Source organism: Rhodoglobus sp. G.S.4 (assembly GCF_056619605.1).
The window spans coordinates 469,728-488,101 of record NZ_CM152748.1 but is presented as its reverse complement, the minus strand read 5'-3'; the positions used below and the strand labels follow the sequence as shown (position 1 = coordinate 488,101).

Genomic DNA, 18,374 nt, shown 5'->3' with positions numbered 1-18,374 from the left:
ACAATACACACACCGACCGCTCAGTTGCCTAATCCGCCCTGGTTGGGGGTGGCCCTGCTGTGGCGCTCGTTGTGACCAGTATGCCGAGGATGCGGCGACTAGCGGTAACCGTGACAATACGCCCATCAACTGTGCACTCCTCTATATGGGCGTCATTTGCGACCGCGAGTCGCTCGGCGTTGGTGCAGGGAAAACCCGCGATGAGGCCACTAGCGGTGTCGGCCGCCGCAAGTGCAGCAGCATCGGTTGCTCCGGCGAGCGCGTGCTTCACGCTCAGCGCCCAGTAGAGCGGGATGACGAGCGCGGTAAGTGCGATGACGGTAGCGACGAGGCCGACCATCAGGATGGGGCCCGCGCCCCGTGCTTCCCTCACCTGACTGCGCACTCCGGGCCGCTTCGCACCCGGCCGCTCGAGCCCGAAGGACACTACTTACCTCCTGCGAGCGCGCAGCTGCTGGCGCTGAGCGTGATCGGCAGCAACCCGAGCAGGGCGTTGCGCGCTGGAGCGCTTACGGTGGCGCACACGAGGTCGTCGCGGTGTTGAGGGGTGAGTCGTGCCGAGGAGACGAGGGCGGATGCCGTGGCTGCGACACTTGCGACACTTTCGTCGCGAGCGAGACTGCGCGCTGACGCTGCTGCTGCATCCTGCAGTCGCACTTGCAGCCCGGCCAGTTGCACCCCGCTGAGGCAACACACGAGTACAAGGACGACGGCGGGCAGCGCCAGAGCAAATTCTGCGGTGACGCTGCCACGGTCGGGGAGGCCAAGGCGTTCGCCGTTGCCCTGTCTCGCAGTTCTAGGAGGGGATGGAGAGCGCACTGCGGATGAGGTCGGTGAGCATGCCACGCACTTCTCCAGAACGAAGCACAACGACGAGAAGGCCAGCGAAGCCGACCGCCGCAAGGGTGGTGATGGCGTATTCGGCGGTGGCGGCGCCACGTTCGGAGCGGAGTAGAACCGAGGCTCGACCGCGATCTCGAGCGCGGAGCCCTAGAGTACGCTGCGGCTGCGCTCGTTGCTCGAACAATCGTCGGCGACTCCCCCGACCCGGTTCGAGGGCGGGAAAACGGGCAAGGTGCGGATCGTTCATGAAGTACTCCTTCGTGCGCTGTAGCGCAGTCTGCGGCCGAGTCCCTTTAGCCTGTCGAGCCCGAGCAGCACTCGAGGCGCCAGCCCCCAAGGTGTGGAACACGGTCAGAATCCGGCGACGGTGGATGAGATGACCGCGACCATAAGCGGCAGCACCCCGAGCACCATGAAAGCGGGAAGCACACACAGCCCAAGCGGGAGCATGAGCCGCACAGAGAGCGCTGCGGCTCGGGCACGGGCATCCGCATCTGCCGTCAAGCGCAGTTCATCGGCTTCGGCGCGCAATAGCTCAGCTGCCGGAATTCCTGCCTCCTGTGAGAGCTGCAACACCTCGTCTAGGTGATCACCGTCGCCGGGAAGCTCGAATCGCTCAAGAGCCCGCGCCACAACAGTCCGCGCCTGCACAAGTGACCCACCACCAGTGACAGCGATTGCCATAAGTTCGCACTCCAAACCCGGAGCCGCCCGAGTGGGTGTCGCGGACGTCACAAGCCGCCGGTTCCACCGCACTGCCACAAGAATGAGTCCGACGCCGATCACCACACAGCCCCACCCGATCGGAGTTGTTGCGAGCACTCCGAACGTGTCAAAACCCAGCAGCGCGCCGAACAGGAGTCCGACCGCAGGCAACGCCAACACCATGCGGGCTGTCGCTACCGGGGCGGCGAGGGCTGTGGCAACTTCGCGCTGCACCTGCACGAGCATCCGCAGCGCCCTCGCGTGTGTTCGGAGCGCACCAGCAAGAGGTGCTCCGACCTGGCCAGCCACGAACCAGGCCGCAGCGAGAGAGTTCCAAGCCTGCCGATCAAGTGCGGGCAGAGTCTCGGATGCATGCACGATCCGTTCGGGAGCACCACCGGAATCATCACCTGCCGCAGCTACCGCCGCCGCAATGCTCTCGATTGGCCGCCCTCGAGCAACGTGCCGCCACGCTGACGACGGAGCGAGCCCCGCGTTCAGGAGGACCGCCAAACGCTGCGTAACACTGGCGACTTCAGGGAGTTGCGAGGGAGCGCGTTTCATTCGAGATCGGCTATCGCTAGCCGGTCATGATCATCGAGCACGAGCCGCCCAACATGGGTGAGCCTGCGCTTGCCATCAATTCGATCGATGTGGAGCACCGCCCCAATCGCACTCACTGCCTGCCGCGCGATTGCGGGAGCATCCAACCCCGCGAGCGCGCCAAGCGCCTCAAGACGGCTAGGAACATCCTTGAGCGAATTCGCATGCACCGTGCCAGCACCGCCATCGTGGCCGGTGTTCAACGCACTCAAAAGTTCGCGGATCTCCGCTCCACGGCACTCCCCTAAGACGAGCCTGTCTGGCCGCATCCGCAGTGCTTCTCGCACGAGAGCGGGCAAACCATAGCCGCCAGCACCCTCAAGGTTTGCTTGCCGAGCCTCAAGCGAGACGAAGTGGGGATGCTCCACTCGAAGCTCAGCAACATCTTCAATGGCCACAATGCGTTCTGACTCGGATGCCGCCCCTAATAGTGCGCCAAGAAACGTGGTCTTGCCTGCTCCCGATGCTCCAGAAATGAGAACATTCGAGCGCCCGTCGATGAGGGCCTTCACTCGCGCAAGCGGCACCTCGGAGAAGAACCCGGCGAGGTCGAGTTCGCCAAGCCCTAATGGTTGGCGGCTGGGGACCCGAATCGATAGCAGTGTTCCGGTTGGTGAAATCGGTGGCAGTACGGCGTGCACGCGGATGCCCCCGGCCAACCGCACGTCGACGCAGGGGGTCGCTTCATCAATGTGGCGGCCGCCAAGGTTGATGAGGCGCACCGTGAGCGCGCGCAAATCCGCCTCGGTCATCCCCACGTCGCCGACCGTCTCTAGGCCACCACCCCGGTCGATCCAGACGTGCGCTGCACCATTCACAAATACGTCAGTGATGTTGGGCCGGCCGACGTAGGGGGCGAGTGGCCCGAATTCGTGCACAACCTGTGCTGCAGTATCCCGAACCAGCCCTCCATGAGGTGGGGCAATTGCGCGACTGATTCCCGAGTTGACAGACGCCGAAACATCGAGCGGCCCACTCGGTTCTGACCCACTCAGCTCTGGCGCGCTCGGCATAGGCCCACTCTCCCGGTGTGTACCGCCAACGGGCACACCCACCCTGCGAGTGGTCTCGGCAGTCAGTTGTCGACGGGCGACAAAAGGAACGGTATCGGGGGCACTCGCTGTCTCAGTCACGCCGCAACAGTAAGAGCGATCATCCGACAGGAACGGGCGCCCGCTCGAACTCGTGTCCCAACGACAATGGCAAGGAGTGTGGAGGAGTTGCTTCGGCTGATCGACAACCGCCCATCAATCGACGACTGCCCGTTAATCGACGACTGCCCGTTAACGAGAGAGGGGCGGCGTCCATTGGGGGGAATAGACGCCGCCACCGCGGCAATCGATTGGGGGGAATCAAGATTGCCGCGTGCCGAACTTGCATTCGACGACTTTCAGTGTAACGCAACGGTATGCGGCCGCAATGGAGGTTCTAGAATCGGTGGAATACTTTCAGAAAGCACGTGGTCAAGAAACGTAATCACACGATCGAAGAGGATCAAATGCCCAGTAATTCCATTGACAGTCTTTTGCACGAATCTCGCCGTTTTGCCCCGTCAGAGGCCTTTTCTGCTGCCTCGGAGGCGAGCGCCGACCTCTACAGCTCAGCCAAAGAGGATCGTGTCGAATTCTGGGCCGATAAAGCTCGGGAATACGTCCACTGGCACAAGCCATTCACCGAAACCCTAGATTGGTCTACTCCTCCATTCGCCAAGTGGTTCGCCGACGGCGAGCTCAACGTTGCCTACAACTGCCTTGACCGTCACGTCCTCGCTGGCAACGGCGACCGCATAGCCATCCACTGGGAAGGCGAGCCAGGCGACAGCGTCAGCATCACCTACGCCGAACTCACCGCCGAAGTAAAGCGCGCCGCTAATGCAATGTCAGCGCTCGGCGTTGGTCAGGGCGACGTTGTTGCCATCTACATGCCCCTCGTGCCCGAAGCGGTCATCGCGATGCTTGCCACAGTTCGCCTCGGCGCCGCCCATTCGGTGGTCTTCGGCGGCTTCAGTGCCGAAAGCCTGCGCAGCCGCATCGACGACGCGAGCGCCAAGCTTGTTGTCACCGCCGATGGTGGCTGGCGCAAGGGCAAAGTCTTTCCCCTCAAATCCGCAGTGGATGCCGCACTCGCCAACGGGGAATCCAGTGTCACCAATGTGTTGGTCGTCAAGCGCGGCGACAACGATGTCGAGTGGACCGAGGGCCGCGACCTGTGGTGGCACGATCAGATTGAGGCAGCGGAGCCCGAGCACGAGGCACAGGGGTTCCCCGCCGAGAACCCTCTCTTCGTGCTCTACACCTCGGGCACGACGGGCAAGCCGAAGGGCATCCTGCACACGAGTGGTGGGTACCTCACGCAGGCCGCTTTCACTCACAAGAACGTGTTCGATCTGAAGCCCGAAACTGATGTGTACTGGTGCACCGCCGACGTTGGGTGGATCACCGGCCACACCTACGTGACCTATGGTCCCCTCGCGAACGGCGCAACGCAGGTTCTGTACGAAGGAACCCCTGACGCTCCCAACCAGGGCCGCTGGTGGGAGATCATCCAAAAATTTGGGGTGAGCGTTTTTTATACGGCGCCCACCGCCATCCGTTCGTTCATGAAGGCCGGGCGTCAGATTCCCGAGCAGTACGACCTCAGCTCGATTCGCGTGCTCGGTTCCGTGGGTGAGCCCATCAACCCGGAAGCGTGGATTTGGTACCGCGACGTGATCGGTGGAGGCTCCACCCCGATCGTTGATACGTGGTGGCAGACCGAAACGGGCGCGATCATGGTCTCGGCGTTGCCTGGCCTGACGACACTCAAGCCCGGTTCGGCGCAGGTTCCGATCCCGGGAATCAAAATCGATATCCTCGGCGAAGATGGCACCCGGGTTGACCCACCTAATGGCGGGTTGCTTGTCGTCTCCGAACCGTGGCCTGCAATGCTGCGCGGCATTTGGGGCGACCCGGAGCGTTTCAAGGAAACGTACTGGTCGAAGTTCCCCCAGCTCGACGGCGAACAGTACTTTGCTGGCGACGGCGCCCACGTCGACGAAGATGGTGACATTTGGTTGCTTGGCCGAGTGGATGACGTCATGAATGTCTCCGGTCACCGCCTGTCGACCACCGAGATCGAATCCGCTCTCGTCTCGAATCCGATCGTGGCCGAAGCCGCAGTCGTCGGCGCCGCTGATGAAGCGACAGGTCAGGCCGTCGTTGCCTTCGTCATCATCAAGTCGAACCAAGAGCACGCCCAGACTGCAGCCGAAGCTAGTGCCCTACTGCGTCAGCACGTCGCGAAGGAGATCGGCGCGATTGCACGCCCGCGCGAGATCTTCATCGTCTCTGAACTGCCCAAGACACGTTCTGGCAAGATCATGCGCCGCCTGCTTCAGGATGTCGCGGAGGGTCGCGAGATTGGTGACACCACCACCCTCGCTGACACTACAGTGATGCAGATCATCTCCGACAAGCTCAAATAGTTCGCTGGAGCACACACGAAGGCCGGGTCGCGATTGCGACCCGGCCTTCGTGTAGTTCTGCTACTTCGCGCGCTCCTTGAGCAGCCGAATAGCCGTGTCAATATCGCTGAATGGCACGCGCTCATTGCCAACAATTTGGTACGGCTCGTGACCCTTGCCCTGCAACAACACAACGTCATCGGCATTCGCAGCATCGATCGCATAGGCAATTGCTGTGGCCCGATCACGAATTTCGACAACACGTTCCGGATGCTCGAAGCCGGCCCGAATGTGCGCCACAATCTGGTCGCCATCTTCGTTGTGCACGTCGTCGTCGGTAACAACGATCAGGTCGGAGCCCTCTTCGACGATGCGCGCCATCTCGGGGCGCTTACCTGGGTCACGATCACCGGTCGCGCCAAATACCGTGACGACTCGAGCATGGCCAGACTCGCGCAATGCCGTGACGGCGTGGCGCACGGCATCGGGGGTGTGCCCAGCGTCCACAACGACCAATGGCAGCTGGTCGTTTTCACGGATGCGGGTCATCCGACCAAGCACCGGCTCAAGTGGGGCAAGCACTTCAGCGATCACTCGCGGCTCACTGCCCTGAGCCCACAAGACTGCCGCACACGTCAGCAAGTTGTCGACGTTGAACCGGCCGATAAGTCCGCTAGCAACGTGATGGCGTTCACTGTCGATCACGAGATCAAACTCGAGACCCTCAGTCGTGAGCTGCACGTTCTCTGCTCGAACAATGGCTTCAGAGTGACCATTTGAGGTCATTCCGATTCCACGCATTCCCTCAGGAAGCGTGTGATGAAAGTGATTCTCGGCCGCCGCGTCATCCAAGTTGAGGATGGCGGTTTGTACACCGGGGAGAGAGAAGATCTTCGCCTTTTGCGCCGCGTACTCCTCCATCGACCCGTGATAGTCGAGGTGATCGCGCGTGAAGTTGGTGAACGCCACAATGTCGAACTCGACGCCGTCGACACGACGCTGCTCTAGCGCATGGGAGCTGACCTCCATGGCGACGTTTTCTACCCCGGCACGGTGAAAATCATCCAAGAATTGGTGAACAGCCGTAACCTGCGGAGTCGTCATCCCCATGTTGATGCGGTGCTCTCCCGTGATACCCGCACCGAGAGTGCCGATCGTCGCCGATGTCACTCCCAACCGATGCCACGCCTGCGTCAACAAGTGAGCGGTTGATGTCTTTCCGTTTGTGCCTGTGATGCCGACCATCGACATCGACCGCGATGGATGCCCGACAAACGCATCCGCCATGACACCGATCACGTCACGGAGGTTCTCAATCGCAAACACACGTTCGCCAAAGCTCGCACCGTCAGCGGCCGCCGCATCGACGAGCACCGCAACAGCGCCCTGCTCGAGCGCCGGGGCAATGTAGGGCAGTGCCGGGGATGCCGCAGTGCCGATGGCAACAAAAATGTCGCCATCCCCCACTTCACGGCTATCTTGCACGAGTCGGCGCGCGCTGAGAGTTACGCCAGCATGCGTCGGATCCCACTCGCCCAACTCAAATCGGCGAAATGGAGCGTTCTCCCCAGCTTGGCCGGGGTACCACACTTCGATCACGCGAACTCGAAAACGAACTCGATCTCAACGGGAGCATCGAGGGGCAAAACGGCAACACCAACAGCACTACGAGCATGCTTGCCTGCCTCACCAAAGATCTCGCCGAGCAGTTCCGAAGCTCCATTGATGACTCCAGGCTGCCCCGTGAAGCTGGGGTCGGACGCTACGAAGCCTACGACCTTCACTACCCGGGTGATGCGATCGAGAGACCCGATGACGCCCTTAGCGGCAGCGAGGCCGTTGAGAACACACGTTTTGGCGTACTCGTGGGCTGCATCAGCATCCACTTCCGCGCCAACCTTGCCGGTAGCAGGAAGCGCACCGTCAACCAGAGGCAACTGGCCCGAGGTGAAGACAAGGTTGCCCGTGACCATCGCTGGCAGATAGGAAGCGAGAGGCTTCGAAAATTCAGGAACGGTGAGATTAAGCTCGGCAAGACGCTCATCAAGCTGTGACATTACTTGTTCTCTTCCTTGATGCGTTTGAAATAAGCAACCGGGCCGCCCTCGGGGCCGGTGCCGACTTGCACGAGTTCCCAGCCCTCAGAACCCCAGTTATTGAGGATTGCGGTGGAATTGTGCACCATCAGTGGTGTAGTCAGGTACTCCCAAGTGGGCATATTTGCGGCTCCCGTTCAGCATGGCGTTATCAATGATCCCTTACTCTTGATCATATGTCTGCCCAAAATATTCCGCGTCGTGGCATAGTGTCGGCAATTGCCGGACTTGTTAGCTTCAGTGCGCTCGCTGGTCTCCTCATTACCGCGATGGTCGCCCCCGCCCTCGCCGTGACCGGCATCACTGCTTCCAGTACTATCGGCATTTTTGATGGTCTCCCGGATTATCTCGAGATCGACCAGCAGCCAGAGCGCAACACGATCTATGCCAACTTCACCGGCAAGGGCAACGTTGATGGCTATTACCCCATAGCTACGATCTACGACCAGAACCGCCAAGAGGTCAGTTACGACCAGATCTCTCAGTACGCGATTGACGCCACCGTTGACGGTGAAGACCGTCGCTTCTTTGATCACGGTGGGGTTGACCTCACGTCCCTCGTGCGTGCAGCCCTGGGCAACGTCATCAGCTCCGGAATTGAGAGTGGTGCCTCTACTCTCACCATGCAGCTGGTGAAGAACACCTATATTTCCGAAGCGGAATCACTGCCAAACGAAGACGAGCGCAAAGCCGCCTACGAGAAGGCTGTCGCCACTTCATTTGACCGCAAGCTGAAGGAAATGAAGCTCGCGATCGGGCTTGAGAAGCGATACACGAAGAAAGAGATCGTCACCGCTTATCTCAACATCGCCAACTTCGGCAATGCGACCTACGGCATCCAGGCGGCTGCACAACGCTATTACAGTGTCGACGCTAAGGACCTTTCGCTAGAGCAATCAGCGAGCCTGATCGCCATTGTGCAAGAGCCGAGTGTGCGCAACCTCTCTGACCCTGAGTACTTCGCTGCTAATCAAGAGCGCCGCGATGTGATTCTCTACGCGATGCTCGAAGTGGGATCGATCACGCAGGCAGAGTACGACGAGGCTGTCGCGATTCAAGTTGACGAGACAAGTGTTGTTCCGTCATCACCCAAGAACGGCTGCATCGCTGCCTATAAATACGCCAAATGGTTCTGCGATTACGTAGTCAAGAGTGTTGGCGACTTCGGGTTCTTGGGCGACACTCCTGATGAGCGGGCTGCCAACTGGAAAAAGGGTGGCTACAAGCTCTACACAACTCTCGATCTCGATGCTCAGGTTGCAGCACAGGAAGCAACCTGGACCTACGCCCCGCCAAGTGAAACGGCCTACGCCCTCGGCAGCGCGACTTCGACGGTTGAAGGCGGAACCGGCCGAGTGCGGGTGATGGCGGAGAACAAAGTCTTCGACGACACAGCGACAGGTGGAGGCGCCAGCACCTCAGCCGTGAACTACAACACGAGCTTCAACTATGGCGGTTCGACAGGTTTCCAGCCCGGCTCCACTTATAAGGCGTTCACGCTCATCGAGTGGCTCAATCAGGGCAAAGGAATCTATGACCGTCTCGAGGGAACCGCGCGAACGATGCAAGGTTCACAGTTCCTTGATACGTGTAACGGGCCATACGCAGGTCCCGTGGAATTCAAGAACAACGGTGGCGAGCGGGGCGTCTATACTGTCGCCGAAGGCACCGCAGAGTCGATCAACGGAATCTTCTTCTCGATGGCCAGCCAACTCGACCAGTGCAATATTCGCAATGTCGCCGCAGCTTTGGGCGTTGAACGCGCCGACGGAAAAGAGCTGGAAAGCTACCCATCCTCAGTAATCGGAACCAATACCGTCACACCGCTGAGCCTTGCCTCTGCCTATGCGGCGATCGGAGCCGGTGGCCTGTGGTGCGAACCAATCATCATCGACAAAGCAATCGACTCGCGAAACAACGATCTGGGCGGGCAAGAAAAGAATTGCCGACAGGCGATCTCACCAGAAGTAGCTGCCACCGCAGCGTTCGTCATGACTGAGGTCCTCAACCGAGGCAATGCCGCCTACTCTGCCCCGAACGATGGCATCCCAATCTTCGGCAAGACGGGAACCACTGACGGTGCAAACCAGACGTGGATGGCAACAGGCACCACACGCTACGGCACCGCAACGTGGGTAGGAAACAGCATTGGCGAGCAAGATATTAGTCGCGTTTCCTACGCAGGCGTGCAGGGTTATCGTCTGCGTCACTACATTACGAAAGCAACCGATACGGTTCTCAACCTTAAGTACCCTGGCACAGCATTTGGCGCACCAGACCCCGCGCTACTCACTGGCTCGGGCACCGAGGTTCCTGACGTTCGCTCTCAGAGTCTGGAACAGGCCAAGTCCGTCCTTGTGAGCCTTGGATTTGCTTTTAGGGACGGCGGAGCGGTTGACTCCGAACTTCCGGCTGGTCAGGTTGTACGAACTGACCCAGCGGCGGGAACTCAGTCTGGTGCTGGCGCAACAGTCACGGTTTACACCAGCAAGCAGAACTTGGTTCAGATTCCTGACGCTGTCGGCGATGGACAATCCAATAGCTATAACGCAGGTAAGGGCATCTTGAATGGGGCCGGATTCTCCAACGTCAATCAGGGATGTGAAGTTGTTCCGCCAGGCGATCCGCGCGACGGCAAGGTGATCTCCTCTAGCCCCGCGGCGGGAAGCTTAGTCAAACAGGCGACAACGATCACCCTAACCGTGGGTCAGATTACGCCTTGTCCATGAGCCGACATCTCTCCCCTGCGGCTACCGCACTCGGTGCGGTAGCCGCAGCAGGGGTAGCTGCCTTCGCCTGGGGTTCGCTCGTTGAGCGCAACGCGTTCACTGTTCGTCATGAGACGCTGCCGATCCTTGACCCTGGCGCACGTGACATCACGGTGCTTCACATCTCCGACCTGCACATGGCACCGTGGCAGACCCGTAAGCAAGACTGGGTTCGCGGCCTCACCGCCTACGAACCCGACCTCATCATCAACACGGGTGACAATTTGGGGCACGCCGACGGCATCCTCGGCATTAAGCGTGCTTTCGAGCCGTTTAAGGGCACCCTGGGAGTCTTCGTTCACGGATCGAACGACTATTACGGTCCTCAGTTCAAGAACCCGTTCACCTACTTCACTGCGCCAACCTCGAATCACCGGCCCGTCGAACACCTCGACACGGATGCCCTTAATGCGTACTTCGAGGATCAACTCGGCTGGCTCTCCCTCAACAACCATGCTCGTGCCATCGAACTCCGCGGTTCCCGCCTTGAACTCTTTGGCACCGCCGACGCACACCGCGGCTGGGAGCGCCTAGATCGCCTGCCAGCCAACATCGAAGAGATGCGCGAAAACGTCGGGTGGGCAGATGACCGTCACGGCCCAGAAACTGTCGCGCTCGGTGTCACACACGCCCCCTACCGCCGCGTGCTCGACGCTCTGGTCACGAATGGTGCCGATGCGATTTTTGCTGGACACACTCACGGTGGTCAGGTGCGGATTCCCGGAATGCCGGCCTTGGTCACCAATTGCGACATTCCTCGCGAGCAGGCTAGCGGTCTCAGCATCTGGCACCACTTGCGTCGCGCCGCGTTCTTGAACGTCAGCGCAGGCCTCGGAACATCAATTTATGCCCCGGTTCGCTTCGCCTGCAAGCCAGAAGCGGTGGTTGTGACTCTCACCGCCGGAGATATCGGCTATTCTTGATCTGTTGATCACGTCAGTGGTTAATGATCGGGGTGTGGCGCAGCTTGGTAGCGCGCTTCGTTCGGGACGAAGAGGTCGTGGGTTCAAATCCCGCTACCCCGACAAAAAATCTGTTTCATCACAGAGACGACTAAACGCCTTCCCTCGGGAAGGCGTTTAGTCGTTAAAGCGTGTGCAAATTGCTGCTATCTACGAGAAGTCTGCGTCGGGCGCGCTTCCATAGCTGAAATCGATCTTCGGGCGCCACCCACTATTGAGAACGCCGCCGCTCTCTTCTAGGTAGCAGGCTCCGCAGAGCGACTGGTAGCCGACATCCACGCCGTCAATGGCGACCTGATCGCCATCAAAGATGAACTCGTCACCGACCGTGCGTGCATTGAAAACAGCCTTGCGCCCACAACGACAGATGGTCTTGAGTTCTTCAAGCGAGTGGGCGATCTCAAGCAACCGCCGGCTGCCCGGAAAAGCTACAGTCTGAAAGTCAGTACGGATGCCGTACGCCAACACGGGCACGCGCTCAACGATCGCGATACGCAAGAGGTCATCCACTTGAGCCTCGGTGAAGAACTGCGCCTCATCCACGAGCAGGCAGCTCACAGGCAAACCGGTCTTCTCAAACACTCTGGCGCGTTCTCGGGCAAAGACTTCGTAGACGTCATCGGTTGGAGAAACGGTGAAATCGACCTGGCGGGTGACACCGAGGCGCGAAATGATGGAGTTGTCGCCTTTGGTATCGACGTGAGGCTTGGCCAGAAGCACCTGCTGGTCGCGTTCCTCGTAGTTGTACGCAGCCTGCAGCAGCGCGGTGCTCTTGCCACTGTTCATGGCTCCGTAGCGGAAATACAGTTTGCTCATCAGCGTAGAAATCCATCCTCAGCGGCCCGACGGATCAGGTCAGCCTTTTTGCTTGCCGGCCGGTTTGCCTTTGCGTACTTTTCACGCACCCTACGAAGATATGTCTTCGCAGTCTCGTATTGCACATTCATGCGTTCTGCGACCTGGGGTGTGCTTAGTCCAGAAGCGTACAGCGTTAGAGCATCCGCCTCACCGGCACTGAGCTTTGGCTTTGATTGGTCAGCGGAGCCAGAGGGTAGCGGCCGCCAATCAAGCTGCGCACCACCCTCGGGCTCTACGCCCATGATTTCGCGAGCAGCATCCATCACCTCTTGCATCGGCAACGATTTTGACAAGAACGTCGCCGCTCCCGCCGAAAGCGCTCGTTCGCGTGCTTCTCGACTATCAAGGCTTGAGAGCACGATAACTTTGGCGCCAGCAGCTCGACACGTGCGCACTCGCGCTTCGATTGATACCGGCTCCTTGAGCTGGAAATCAAGAAAGACCAACTCGGTCGGGAAACGGTCGCTGTGCACCAATTGCAGCCACGTGCTGGCCGTGAGCACTACGTCGAAGTCTGGGGCGTTGTTGGTTATCCAACTGTTGAGACTGTCGAGGAGAACTTCGTGATCGTCCAAGATCGCCAGTCGAATCGGTGCGCGATCCCCAAGATGCGCACTGAGTTGAGAATCAGGGGGTGTCATAAGTGAACCTAACGGTGAGTGAGGGTGATCGATAGGAAATCTGAAGTCCAGTAAATACCACGCGAAGTACCGCAAAATAGGGAGCAAGGGATGACCGCCAAGACGATTCTGACGAAGTCACTGTTGCCCGCACAACGATCATCGCTCCCGTTGACGTTTTCTCGATTGAGAGCCGCACGCTGTCACGGGAGAGCTCTCCCCCCGTTGCCACAGCAAGCACTGCTGCCCGCAGCGCTGTGCGCTGGTGAGCTGTCATGGCGTTCGCCAGCCGATGAGGGTCTTGCACGAGAGTGCCGTCATCCAGGGAACCGAACGCTTGCGCCACCACGGACTCAAGCCAACTGCGATTGACCTCCGTGACCATGAGCTCGCGAAGCGATGCAGAGTATTCTGCCGCTTTCGCGCGATCGTCTGGTGACACTATTCCTCGGGAGGAGAGTTCGGCAAAGAGTGGCACAACAAAGCGATTCAGAATGGTTACTCGGTCTTGCTGCACAGAACGGGCAACGCTCACGTGCTGACGCTCACGCAGACGACGAGCCCCATAGACTGCCCGCGACTCCCACCGCTGGTGGCTCAATGCCAGTGAGCGGGCGAAAGCGGCGCCGCCGAGCGACATCGTCAGCACTGGTGTGATCGAAAATAGAATCACGATCATCTGGCTCGTATTCGTCGATCCACTCGACCACACGAGAGCCGAAAATCCAGTGAAAATGGACGCCACGATTCCCACGGCAACAAGTTCACGCACCGGGCGATAGGGCGCGAGCGCAATGCACGTCGTGCCAACAACCAGAGGTGCCCAATACGCCGTGGGGAGTGCGGTTGCGCCGCCTAGGGCTGCCGAGATCAAGGCGAAAGCTATGATGGATGACCCCACCCCGAGCGCGTGCATAGCGCCCGTAAACGGCGCCCTCAGGGGGCTCGTTCCCAAAATCAGTACCACCGCTGTAACCAGCACGGCGATAAGCGCCAAGCCAGCGAGCCAGGGATCGACAGGGTCACCCGCGCTGCTCCACAGCATGAGAGCCGTGAACAACACCACGGCAATGCCTGCGGTCACGCTAATGGGGCGCCCGTCGAGAGTTCCCAGCGGATCGAGTTGCTGGATCGCCACCCGCGTTGATCCGGTCTGCGGCGATGAGGCGCCCGCAATTGATGTCGGGGCAGTCTTCGCATTCATAGCGTTCCGCCCGGTGAAGTGACGGAGTTGGCCGATCCGGTTGGTACACGAATCATTACGGATGTTCCTCGACCGGGAGTCGACCACACTTGAACGGTTCCGGCGACGAGTTCGATTCGACGACGCACTGACTGCCGCAAACCGAGACGGTCCTCCCCCGTTTCCGCCTCTTCGAAACCTTTGCCCGCATCCACAACGAGAACACTCACTTCGTCAGCGGATCCAAAGATGGCCACCTCAGCGTGCAGCGTTCCCGAGTGCTTGATGACGTTGACAAGGCACTGCTTGACCGCAGGCCCGAGGGCAGAAGCTCCGCGCGCATCGAGCAATGAGAGTGCGGTCAAGTCCCCAGTGACTTCGACCTCAAGTCCAAGTTCACGAGCTTCAGTCACCGCAACAAGCAACTCGCTGCTGTGCCAGTCCGCTCGTGCTGATTCAATACCGTCGGAGTTCGATTCGGAGAGCCACTCCTCGCCAACGAGCACTTCGAGATCGCGATTGATTTGAACTTGCAGCCGAGAGTCAATCGCACCAAAGGGTGCGTGAGCAATCGCAGCTAGATGCCCGAGCACCGTGTCGTGCATCACTGCGGCCGACGTTGCTTCGATCCCGTATCGCAACGATGCCATCTCCTCATCACGGGCGGCCCGATGCAAATTTGATTGAACACGGCGAACACCGCGCTGACTGAACCGCAACGTGATTAATACCGCGACGACCACGAAATAGGTCACCAACACAGCAGGTTGAAGTGCAAATGTGCCGCCCACTTGCCAGACCGCTAGCGTTACGGCGAACTCGGCCACCATGAGCCCAATAGTGCACCAAACGATGGCGGAAACTAACGTAAGTCCCGAACCACCGATGAGCATGATCGCGATTTGAGGGAGATCGAGGAGATACCGGCCCGCGTCCCCCAACGGCCTGAGCTGCGAGACGACAGTGAGCGCGTACCAATAGAGTGCTGGGCCGCCGATTAAGACGTGTGCGACAGAGAAAAAAGGCGTTCGGTTGGAGTTGACCAGCCACACCGTAACGAGCAGCGGAATCAGCGCAAGTGATGCAGGCCAGAGCGAAATAGCGTCGTCGTTGGCGTAAATGCTGAGCACTCCGACAAGTGCAAGCGAAAGCAAAAGAAATGCGACGGTATTGGCGGTACGGGCAAAGGCACGGCGAACGCTCTCTTGGCGCAAGTGCGCGGGCAAGCCAATAGACATCCGCCGACCCCCTTCGCCATACTGCAACAACAGCTACAGTATGCCACTTATCGGGGTACGTTACGTACCCCACTCTCGGGGTACGTCTACGCGCCTTGCTTTGCATCAGCGCGAGCGGCAGTGCTACGGGTGGATGTGGAGAGCCTTCGCTGTGCGTTCGAGTGTTTCGTGTGCAAGCTGAGGTGAGTCCGAAAGCTGTTGCCCGAAGCTCGGAATCATCTTCTCGATCTTCGGACGCCAGTCGTTCATGCGCTCAGGGAAGCACTTCTCCACCAAACCCAGCATGATCGGAACAGCGGTAGACGCGCCTGGAGACGCTCCAAGAAGACCAGCAATGCTGCCGTCAGCCGACGACACCACCTCGGTACCAAACTGCAGGACGCCGATCTTCTTCGGGTCTTTCTTCATCACCTGCACGCGTTGACCGGCCGTAATGCGGTACCAGTCTTCAGGCTTGGCATTGGGAACAAAGTTCTTGAGTTCATCAAACTTCGTCTCTGGGCTCGCGAGGAGTTGCCCAATGAGGTACTTCACGAGCGAGAGGTTGCTGATGCCTGCGGCAACCATCGGCAGCAGGTTGTGCCAGCGAATGGAAGCAAAGAGGTCAAGAACTGACCCAGTTTTCAAGAACTTGGGGCTGAATCCGGCGTAGGGGCCAAACATCAGGCTGCCCTGACCATCGACCACACGAAGATCGAGGTGAGGAACCGACATTGGAGGTGAACCGACGGCAGCCTTGCCATAGACCTTGGCACTGTGGGCGGCAACAACTTCTGGATTGTCAGTGCGCAAGAACTCGCCGCTGACTGGGAAGCCGCCGAAACCGCGGATCTCCTTGATGCCAGACTTCTGAAGCAAATTGAGGGCATAACCGCCGGCGCCAACGAAAACAAATCGGGCGGCTACGGATTCCACCGGGGTTCCGCCCACGTCATGACGAAGCGAGAGATTCCAGAGACCATCCCGCTGTTTCTTGAGATTGGTCACCCGGATTCCGGTATTAAGCTGTGCGCCAGACTCGACAAGAGTGTCAACCATGAAGTGCGAGAGCGCTCCGAAGTCAACATCAGTCCCCGAAGGAATGTGGGTAGCGGCTATGGGCTCCGACTTGCGTCGACCCGGCATCATGAGCGGTGCCCACCCATGAATGACTGCCGGGTCTTCGCTGTATTCCATGCCAGCGAATAGTGGATGATCCTTGAGCGCATCAAAACGTTTGCGCAGGTACTCGACGTTTGTTTCGCCCCACACGAAGCTCATGTGCGGGGTCGGGTTGATGAATGAGCTGGGCTCGGGCAACGCACCCTCGTTCACGAGGTATGACCAGAACTGGCGCGACACCTGGAACTGCTCATTGACTTTCACCGCGCTCGAAATCTCAATAGAGCCATCGCTCTTTTGCGGAGTGTAATTAAGCTCGCACAGCGCGGAATGACCGGTGCCAGCATTGTTCCACGGGTTCGAACTCTCTTGGGCAAGATCGCCCAAACGCTCGAAGATCTGGATATCCCAGTCGGGCTGCAGCTTCTGAAGCAGCGTTCCCAAGGTGGCACTCATAATTCCGCCGCCGATAAGCGCGACGTCGACGGTTTTCTTCACGGCTCTACTTTAGCCGTCCATTAGAGACCTAAGTTGCGAAGCGCCTGATCCATCCGCCGCGCCAGCTCCGCGTAACCGTCGTCGTTGGGGTGCAGTCCGTCACTCGCCATCCACTCAGGGTGTCCCTCGATCCAGTGCGAGGCACCGGAGATGTAGTCGGCGCCGATCGCGGAGGCCTCATCCTCTACCCAACCAATGATCGTTGCCACGGACTCTGGGCGCGCATCCGTGTACCAGAATGGCTCGACAACAATGAATCGGGCATCAGGAAGGGCTGTCTTCAATCGATCAAAATCGGCGCTAATTTGCGAGCGGATGTCGCTAGCTCGAGCATCGAAACTGAAATTGTCATTGAGGCCCATGGTTACGAAAACGATGTCGGGATCGTCGGCAATCACAAGACTCGGTAGGTCACCGTCACCAAAGGCGCCGCGATTGTTGATAAACCCCAGCCCATTGACGCTCGGATTGAACTCGCTCCAGCCCCGTTGCTGGCAGATCACGGTCGACCAGCGGTTCTCGGCAGTGGATGCACCGGTGCCGAGAGTGTAGGAATCACCATAGAACGCGACACGCACCGCGTTCGGGTCACGGTCATCCGCTGGCTCTGTCGCACTACAGCCCGCGAGGCCAAGAGCTGCGGCCATGGCAACTGTCGCCGCAATAGTGCGTGCAACGGAATCAAATTTCATGACAGGAGTTCGACGCAGACGCCCCAAGCGATTGCTTGCACTTCGCCTCGACCGCACAGTGAACCCGTTAGAAATCCAAGGCGCGGAGTGCGCGCTCCATCCGTGCGGCAATTGCGGCGTGACCGGCGTCATTCGGATGAAGGTTGTCACTAGACATCCATTCCGGATGCCCCGTCAGCCAATATGACGCATAGGGCACATAATCGGCATCGACTTCAACCGCGGCATCGTGCACCCACGAAATAATTGCCTCGACGGAAGCTGGACGTTCTTCCTTGTACCAAAACGGTTCAACGACGACGAGTCGCGCATCAGGAAGCTCTGCCGACAGACGCTCGAAGTCGCTCAATATCTGGCCGGGAAGCTCATCGGCAAAGGCATCGAAAGTGAAGTTGTCGTTAAGGCCCATCACCACAATCACCACGTCAGGATTCTCTTCGATGATGAGGTCAGGAAGGTCACCCTGCCCAAACAGTGTGCGATTTCGCATGAAGCCTAAGCCGCTAACGCTCGGGTTGAATTCGCTCCAGCCATTCTGGTTGCTGAGAACGGTCGACCACCGCGAGGCCTGATCTGTAGCTCCCGTTCCTCGCGTGTAGGAATCCCCATAGAAAGCGACTCGAGGCGCTTCGGAGTCGGCAGCGGCAAAAAGGGCGGGTTCGTTCATTGCTGCGGCGCTTGTACACGACGCAAGCCCTAGCGTGACCGCGACAAGAACGGCAACCATGATCGTGCGAGTGAAAGTGTCGAACCTCATCGGGAATT

At 59.3% G+C, this 18,374-nt stretch carries 17 protein-coding genes, 1 tRNA gene and 1 pseudogene; 4 read left to right on the top strand and 15 right to left on the bottom strand.

Going from position 1 to position 18,374, the window contains the following annotated elements; genetic code table 11:
* Nucleotides 1–28 precede the first annotated feature (28 nt).
* The 5 genes from AC061P_RS02365 to AC061P_RS02345 form a co-directional block, all read right to left on the bottom strand.
* Nucleotides 29–427 (bottom strand): Rv3654c family TadE-like protein, encoded by a 399-nt coding sequence (locus AC061P_RS02365; protein WP_480391705.1) that lies wholly within the window; start codon nucleotides 425–427, stop codon nucleotides 29–31.
* Nucleotides 427–846, bottom strand: coding sequence for a TadE family type IV pilus minor pilin (locus AC061P_RS02360; protein WP_480391704.1), 420 nt, complete (start codon nucleotides 844–846; stop codon nucleotides 427–429). Before AC061P_RS02360 ends, AC061P_RS02365 begins: the two co-directional genes overlap by 1 nt.
* Complete coding sequence (locus AC061P_RS02355) at nucleotides 797–1,090, bottom strand: DUF4244 domain-containing protein (protein ID WP_449648326.1); 294 nt, start codon at nucleotides 1,088–1,090, stop codon at nucleotides 797–799. Before AC061P_RS02355 ends, AC061P_RS02360 begins: the two co-directional genes overlap by 50 nt.
* A gap of 104 nt (nucleotides 1,091–1,194) precedes the next feature.
* On the bottom strand, nucleotides 1,195–2,112 hold the full coding sequence (locus AC061P_RS02350) for a type II secretion system F family protein (RefSeq protein ID WP_480391703.1): 918 nt from the start codon (nucleotides 2,110–2,112) through the stop codon (nucleotides 1,195–1,197).
* On the bottom strand, nucleotides 2,109–3,284 hold the full coding sequence (locus tag AC061P_RS02345; protein WP_449648328.1) for a TadA family conjugal transfer-associated ATPase: 1,176 nt from the start codon (nucleotides 3,282–3,284) through the stop codon (nucleotides 2,109–2,111). The genes AC061P_RS02350 and AC061P_RS02345 overlap by 4 nt, the downstream gene beginning before the upstream one ends.
* Before the next feature lie 365 nt (nucleotides 3,285–3,649).
* On the opposite strand from AC061P_RS02345, the gene acs reads away from it, so the two are divergent.
* Nucleotides 3,650–5,614, top strand: coding sequence for an acetate--CoA ligase (gene acs / locus AC061P_RS02340; RefSeq protein ID WP_449648329.1), 1,965 nt, complete (start codon nucleotides 3,650–3,652; stop codon nucleotides 5,612–5,614).
* Nucleotides 5,615–5,674: 60 nt separating this feature from the next.
* On the opposite strand, the gene AC061P_RS02335 is transcribed toward acs, so the two are convergent.
* The 3 genes and pseudogenes from AC061P_RS02335 to sp36 form a co-directional block, all read right to left on the bottom strand.
* On the bottom strand, nucleotides 5,675–7,192 hold the full coding sequence (locus AC061P_RS02335; RefSeq protein WP_449648330.1) for a UDP-N-acetylmuramoyl-L-alanyl-D-glutamate--2,6-diaminopimelate ligase: 1,518 nt from the start codon (nucleotides 7,190–7,192) through the stop codon (nucleotides 5,675–5,677).
* Nucleotides 7,189–7,650: a RidA family protein gene (locus tag AC061P_RS02330; RefSeq protein ID WP_449648331.1), complete on the bottom strand. Its 462-nt coding sequence runs from the start codon at nucleotides 7,648–7,650 to the stop codon at nucleotides 7,189–7,191. Before AC061P_RS02330 ends, AC061P_RS02335 begins: the two co-directional genes overlap by 4 nt.
* 20 nt (nucleotides 7,651–7,670) lie before the next feature.
* Nucleotides 7,671–7,811: pseudogene (sp36, locus tag AC061P_RS02325) on the bottom strand (Sp36 family protein); the annotation flags it as partial.
* 54 nt (nucleotides 7,812–7,865) lie between these two features.
* Between sp36 and AC061P_RS02320 the strand changes: the two are divergent.
* The 3 genes from AC061P_RS02320 to AC061P_RS02310 all read left to right on the top strand — a co-directional run bounded on the left by AC061P_RS02320 (nucleotide 7,866) and on the right by AC061P_RS02310 (nucleotide 11,482).
* Nucleotides 7,866–10,418 carry a transglycosylase domain-containing protein gene (locus AC061P_RS02320; protein WP_480391702.1) on the top strand — a complete coding sequence of 851 codons (2,553 nt, stop codon included), beginning with the start codon at nucleotides 7,866–7,868 and terminating at the stop codon, nucleotides 10,416–10,418.
* The gene (locus AC061P_RS02315) at nucleotides 10,415–11,380 is read left to right on the top strand and encodes a metallophosphoesterase (RefSeq protein ID WP_480391701.1); all 966 of its coding nucleotides are present in this window, start codon (nucleotides 10,415–10,417) and stop codon (nucleotides 11,378–11,380) included. Before AC061P_RS02320 ends, AC061P_RS02315 begins: the two co-directional genes overlap by 4 nt.
* Nucleotides 11,381–11,408: 28 nt before the next feature.
* Nucleotides 11,409–11,482, top strand: a tRNA-Pro gene (locus tag AC061P_RS02310).
* Nucleotides 11,483–11,569: 87 nt separating this feature from the next.
* Here AC061P_RS02310 and AC061P_RS02305 read toward each other — a convergent pair.
* From AC061P_RS02305 to AC061P_RS02275, 7 genes are all read right to left on the bottom strand, one after another.
* Nucleotides 11,570–12,235: a thymidine kinase gene (locus AC061P_RS02305; RefSeq protein WP_480391700.1), complete on the bottom strand. Its 666-nt coding sequence runs from the start codon at nucleotides 12,233–12,235 to the stop codon at nucleotides 11,570–11,572.
* The gene (locus tag AC061P_RS02300) at nucleotides 12,235–12,918 is read right to left on the bottom strand and encodes a response regulator transcription factor (protein WP_449648335.1); all 684 of its coding nucleotides are present in this window, start codon (nucleotides 12,916–12,918) and stop codon (nucleotides 12,235–12,237) included. The genes AC061P_RS02305 and AC061P_RS02300 overlap by 1 nt, the downstream gene beginning before the upstream one ends.
* Nucleotides 12,905–14,101 carry a hypothetical protein gene (locus tag AC061P_RS02295; RefSeq protein ID WP_480391699.1) on the bottom strand — a complete coding sequence of 399 codons (1,197 nt, stop codon included), beginning with the start codon at nucleotides 14,099–14,101 and terminating at the stop codon, nucleotides 12,905–12,907. The genes AC061P_RS02300 and AC061P_RS02295 overlap by 14 nt, the downstream gene beginning before the upstream one ends.
* Nucleotides 14,098–15,318, bottom strand: a complete 1,221-nt coding sequence (locus AC061P_RS02290; RefSeq protein WP_480391698.1) for a sensor histidine kinase — start codon at nucleotides 15,316–15,318, stop codon at nucleotides 14,098–14,100. The genes AC061P_RS02295 and AC061P_RS02290 overlap by 4 nt, the downstream gene beginning before the upstream one ends.
* A gap of 123 nt (nucleotides 15,319–15,441) precedes the next feature.
* Nucleotides 15,442–16,917 (bottom strand): malate:quinone oxidoreductase, encoded by a 1,476-nt coding sequence (locus AC061P_RS02285; protein WP_449648338.1) that lies wholly within the window; start codon nucleotides 16,915–16,917, stop codon nucleotides 15,442–15,444.
* Nucleotides 16,918–16,937: 20 nt separating this feature from the next.
* Nucleotides 16,938–17,609 (bottom strand): SGNH/GDSL hydrolase family protein, encoded by a 672-nt coding sequence (locus AC061P_RS02280; RefSeq protein WP_449648339.1) that lies wholly within the window; start codon nucleotides 17,607–17,609, stop codon nucleotides 16,938–16,940.
* Between the two features lie 67 nt (nucleotides 17,610–17,676).
* Nucleotides 17,677–18,366, bottom strand: a complete 690-nt coding sequence (locus AC061P_RS02275) for an SGNH/GDSL hydrolase family protein (protein WP_480391697.1) — start codon at nucleotides 18,364–18,366, stop codon at nucleotides 17,677–17,679.
* Nucleotides 18,367–18,374: the final 8 nt, after the last annotated feature.

Bases quoted from the DNA above. Each gene is read 5' to 3' on its own strand.
- AC061P_RS02290 (WP_480391698.1), bottom strand. From the start codon at position 15,318: ATGTCTATTGGCTTGCCCGCGCACTTGCGCCAAGAGAGCGTTCGCCGT.
- AC061P_RS02280 (WP_449648339.1), bottom strand. From the start codon at position 17,609: ATGAAATTTGATTCCGTTGCACGCACTATTGCGGCGACAGTTGCCATG.
- AC061P_RS02275 (WP_480391697.1), bottom strand. From the start codon at position 18,366: ATGAGGTTCGACACTTTCACTCGCACGATCATGGTTGCCGTTCTTGTC.
- acs (WP_449648329.1), top strand. From the start codon at position 3,650: ATGCCCAGTAATTCCATTGACAGTCTTTTGCACGAATCTCGCCGTTTT.
- AC061P_RS02305 (WP_480391700.1), bottom strand. From the start codon at position 12,235: ATGAGCAAACTGTATTTCCGCTACGGAGCCATGAACAGTGGCAAGAGC.
- AC061P_RS02300 (WP_449648335.1), bottom strand. From the start codon at position 12,918: ATGACACCCCCTGATTCTCAACTCAGTGCGCATCTTGGGGATCGCGCA.
- AC061P_RS02320 (WP_480391702.1), top strand. From the start codon at position 7,866: ATGTCTGCCCAAAATATTCCGCGTCGTGGCATAGTGTCGGCAATTGCC.
- AC061P_RS02315 (WP_480391701.1), top strand. From the start codon at position 10,415: ATGAGCCGACATCTCTCCCCTGCGGCTACCGCACTCGGTGCGGTAGCC.
- AC061P_RS02295 (WP_480391699.1), bottom strand. From the start codon at position 14,101: ATGAATGCGAAGACTGCCCCGACATCAATTGCGGGCGCCTCATCGCCG.
- AC061P_RS02350 (WP_480391703.1), bottom strand. From the start codon at position 2,112: ATGAAACGCGCTCCCTCGCAACTCCCTGAAGTCGCCAGTGTTACGCAG.
- AC061P_RS02355 (WP_449648326.1), bottom strand. From the start codon at position 1,090: ATGAACGATCCGCACCTTGCCCGTTTTCCCGCCCTCGAACCGGGTCGG.
- AC061P_RS02330 (WP_449648331.1), bottom strand. From the start codon at position 7,650: ATGTCACAGCTTGATGAGCGTCTTGCCGAGCTTAATCTCACCGTTCCT.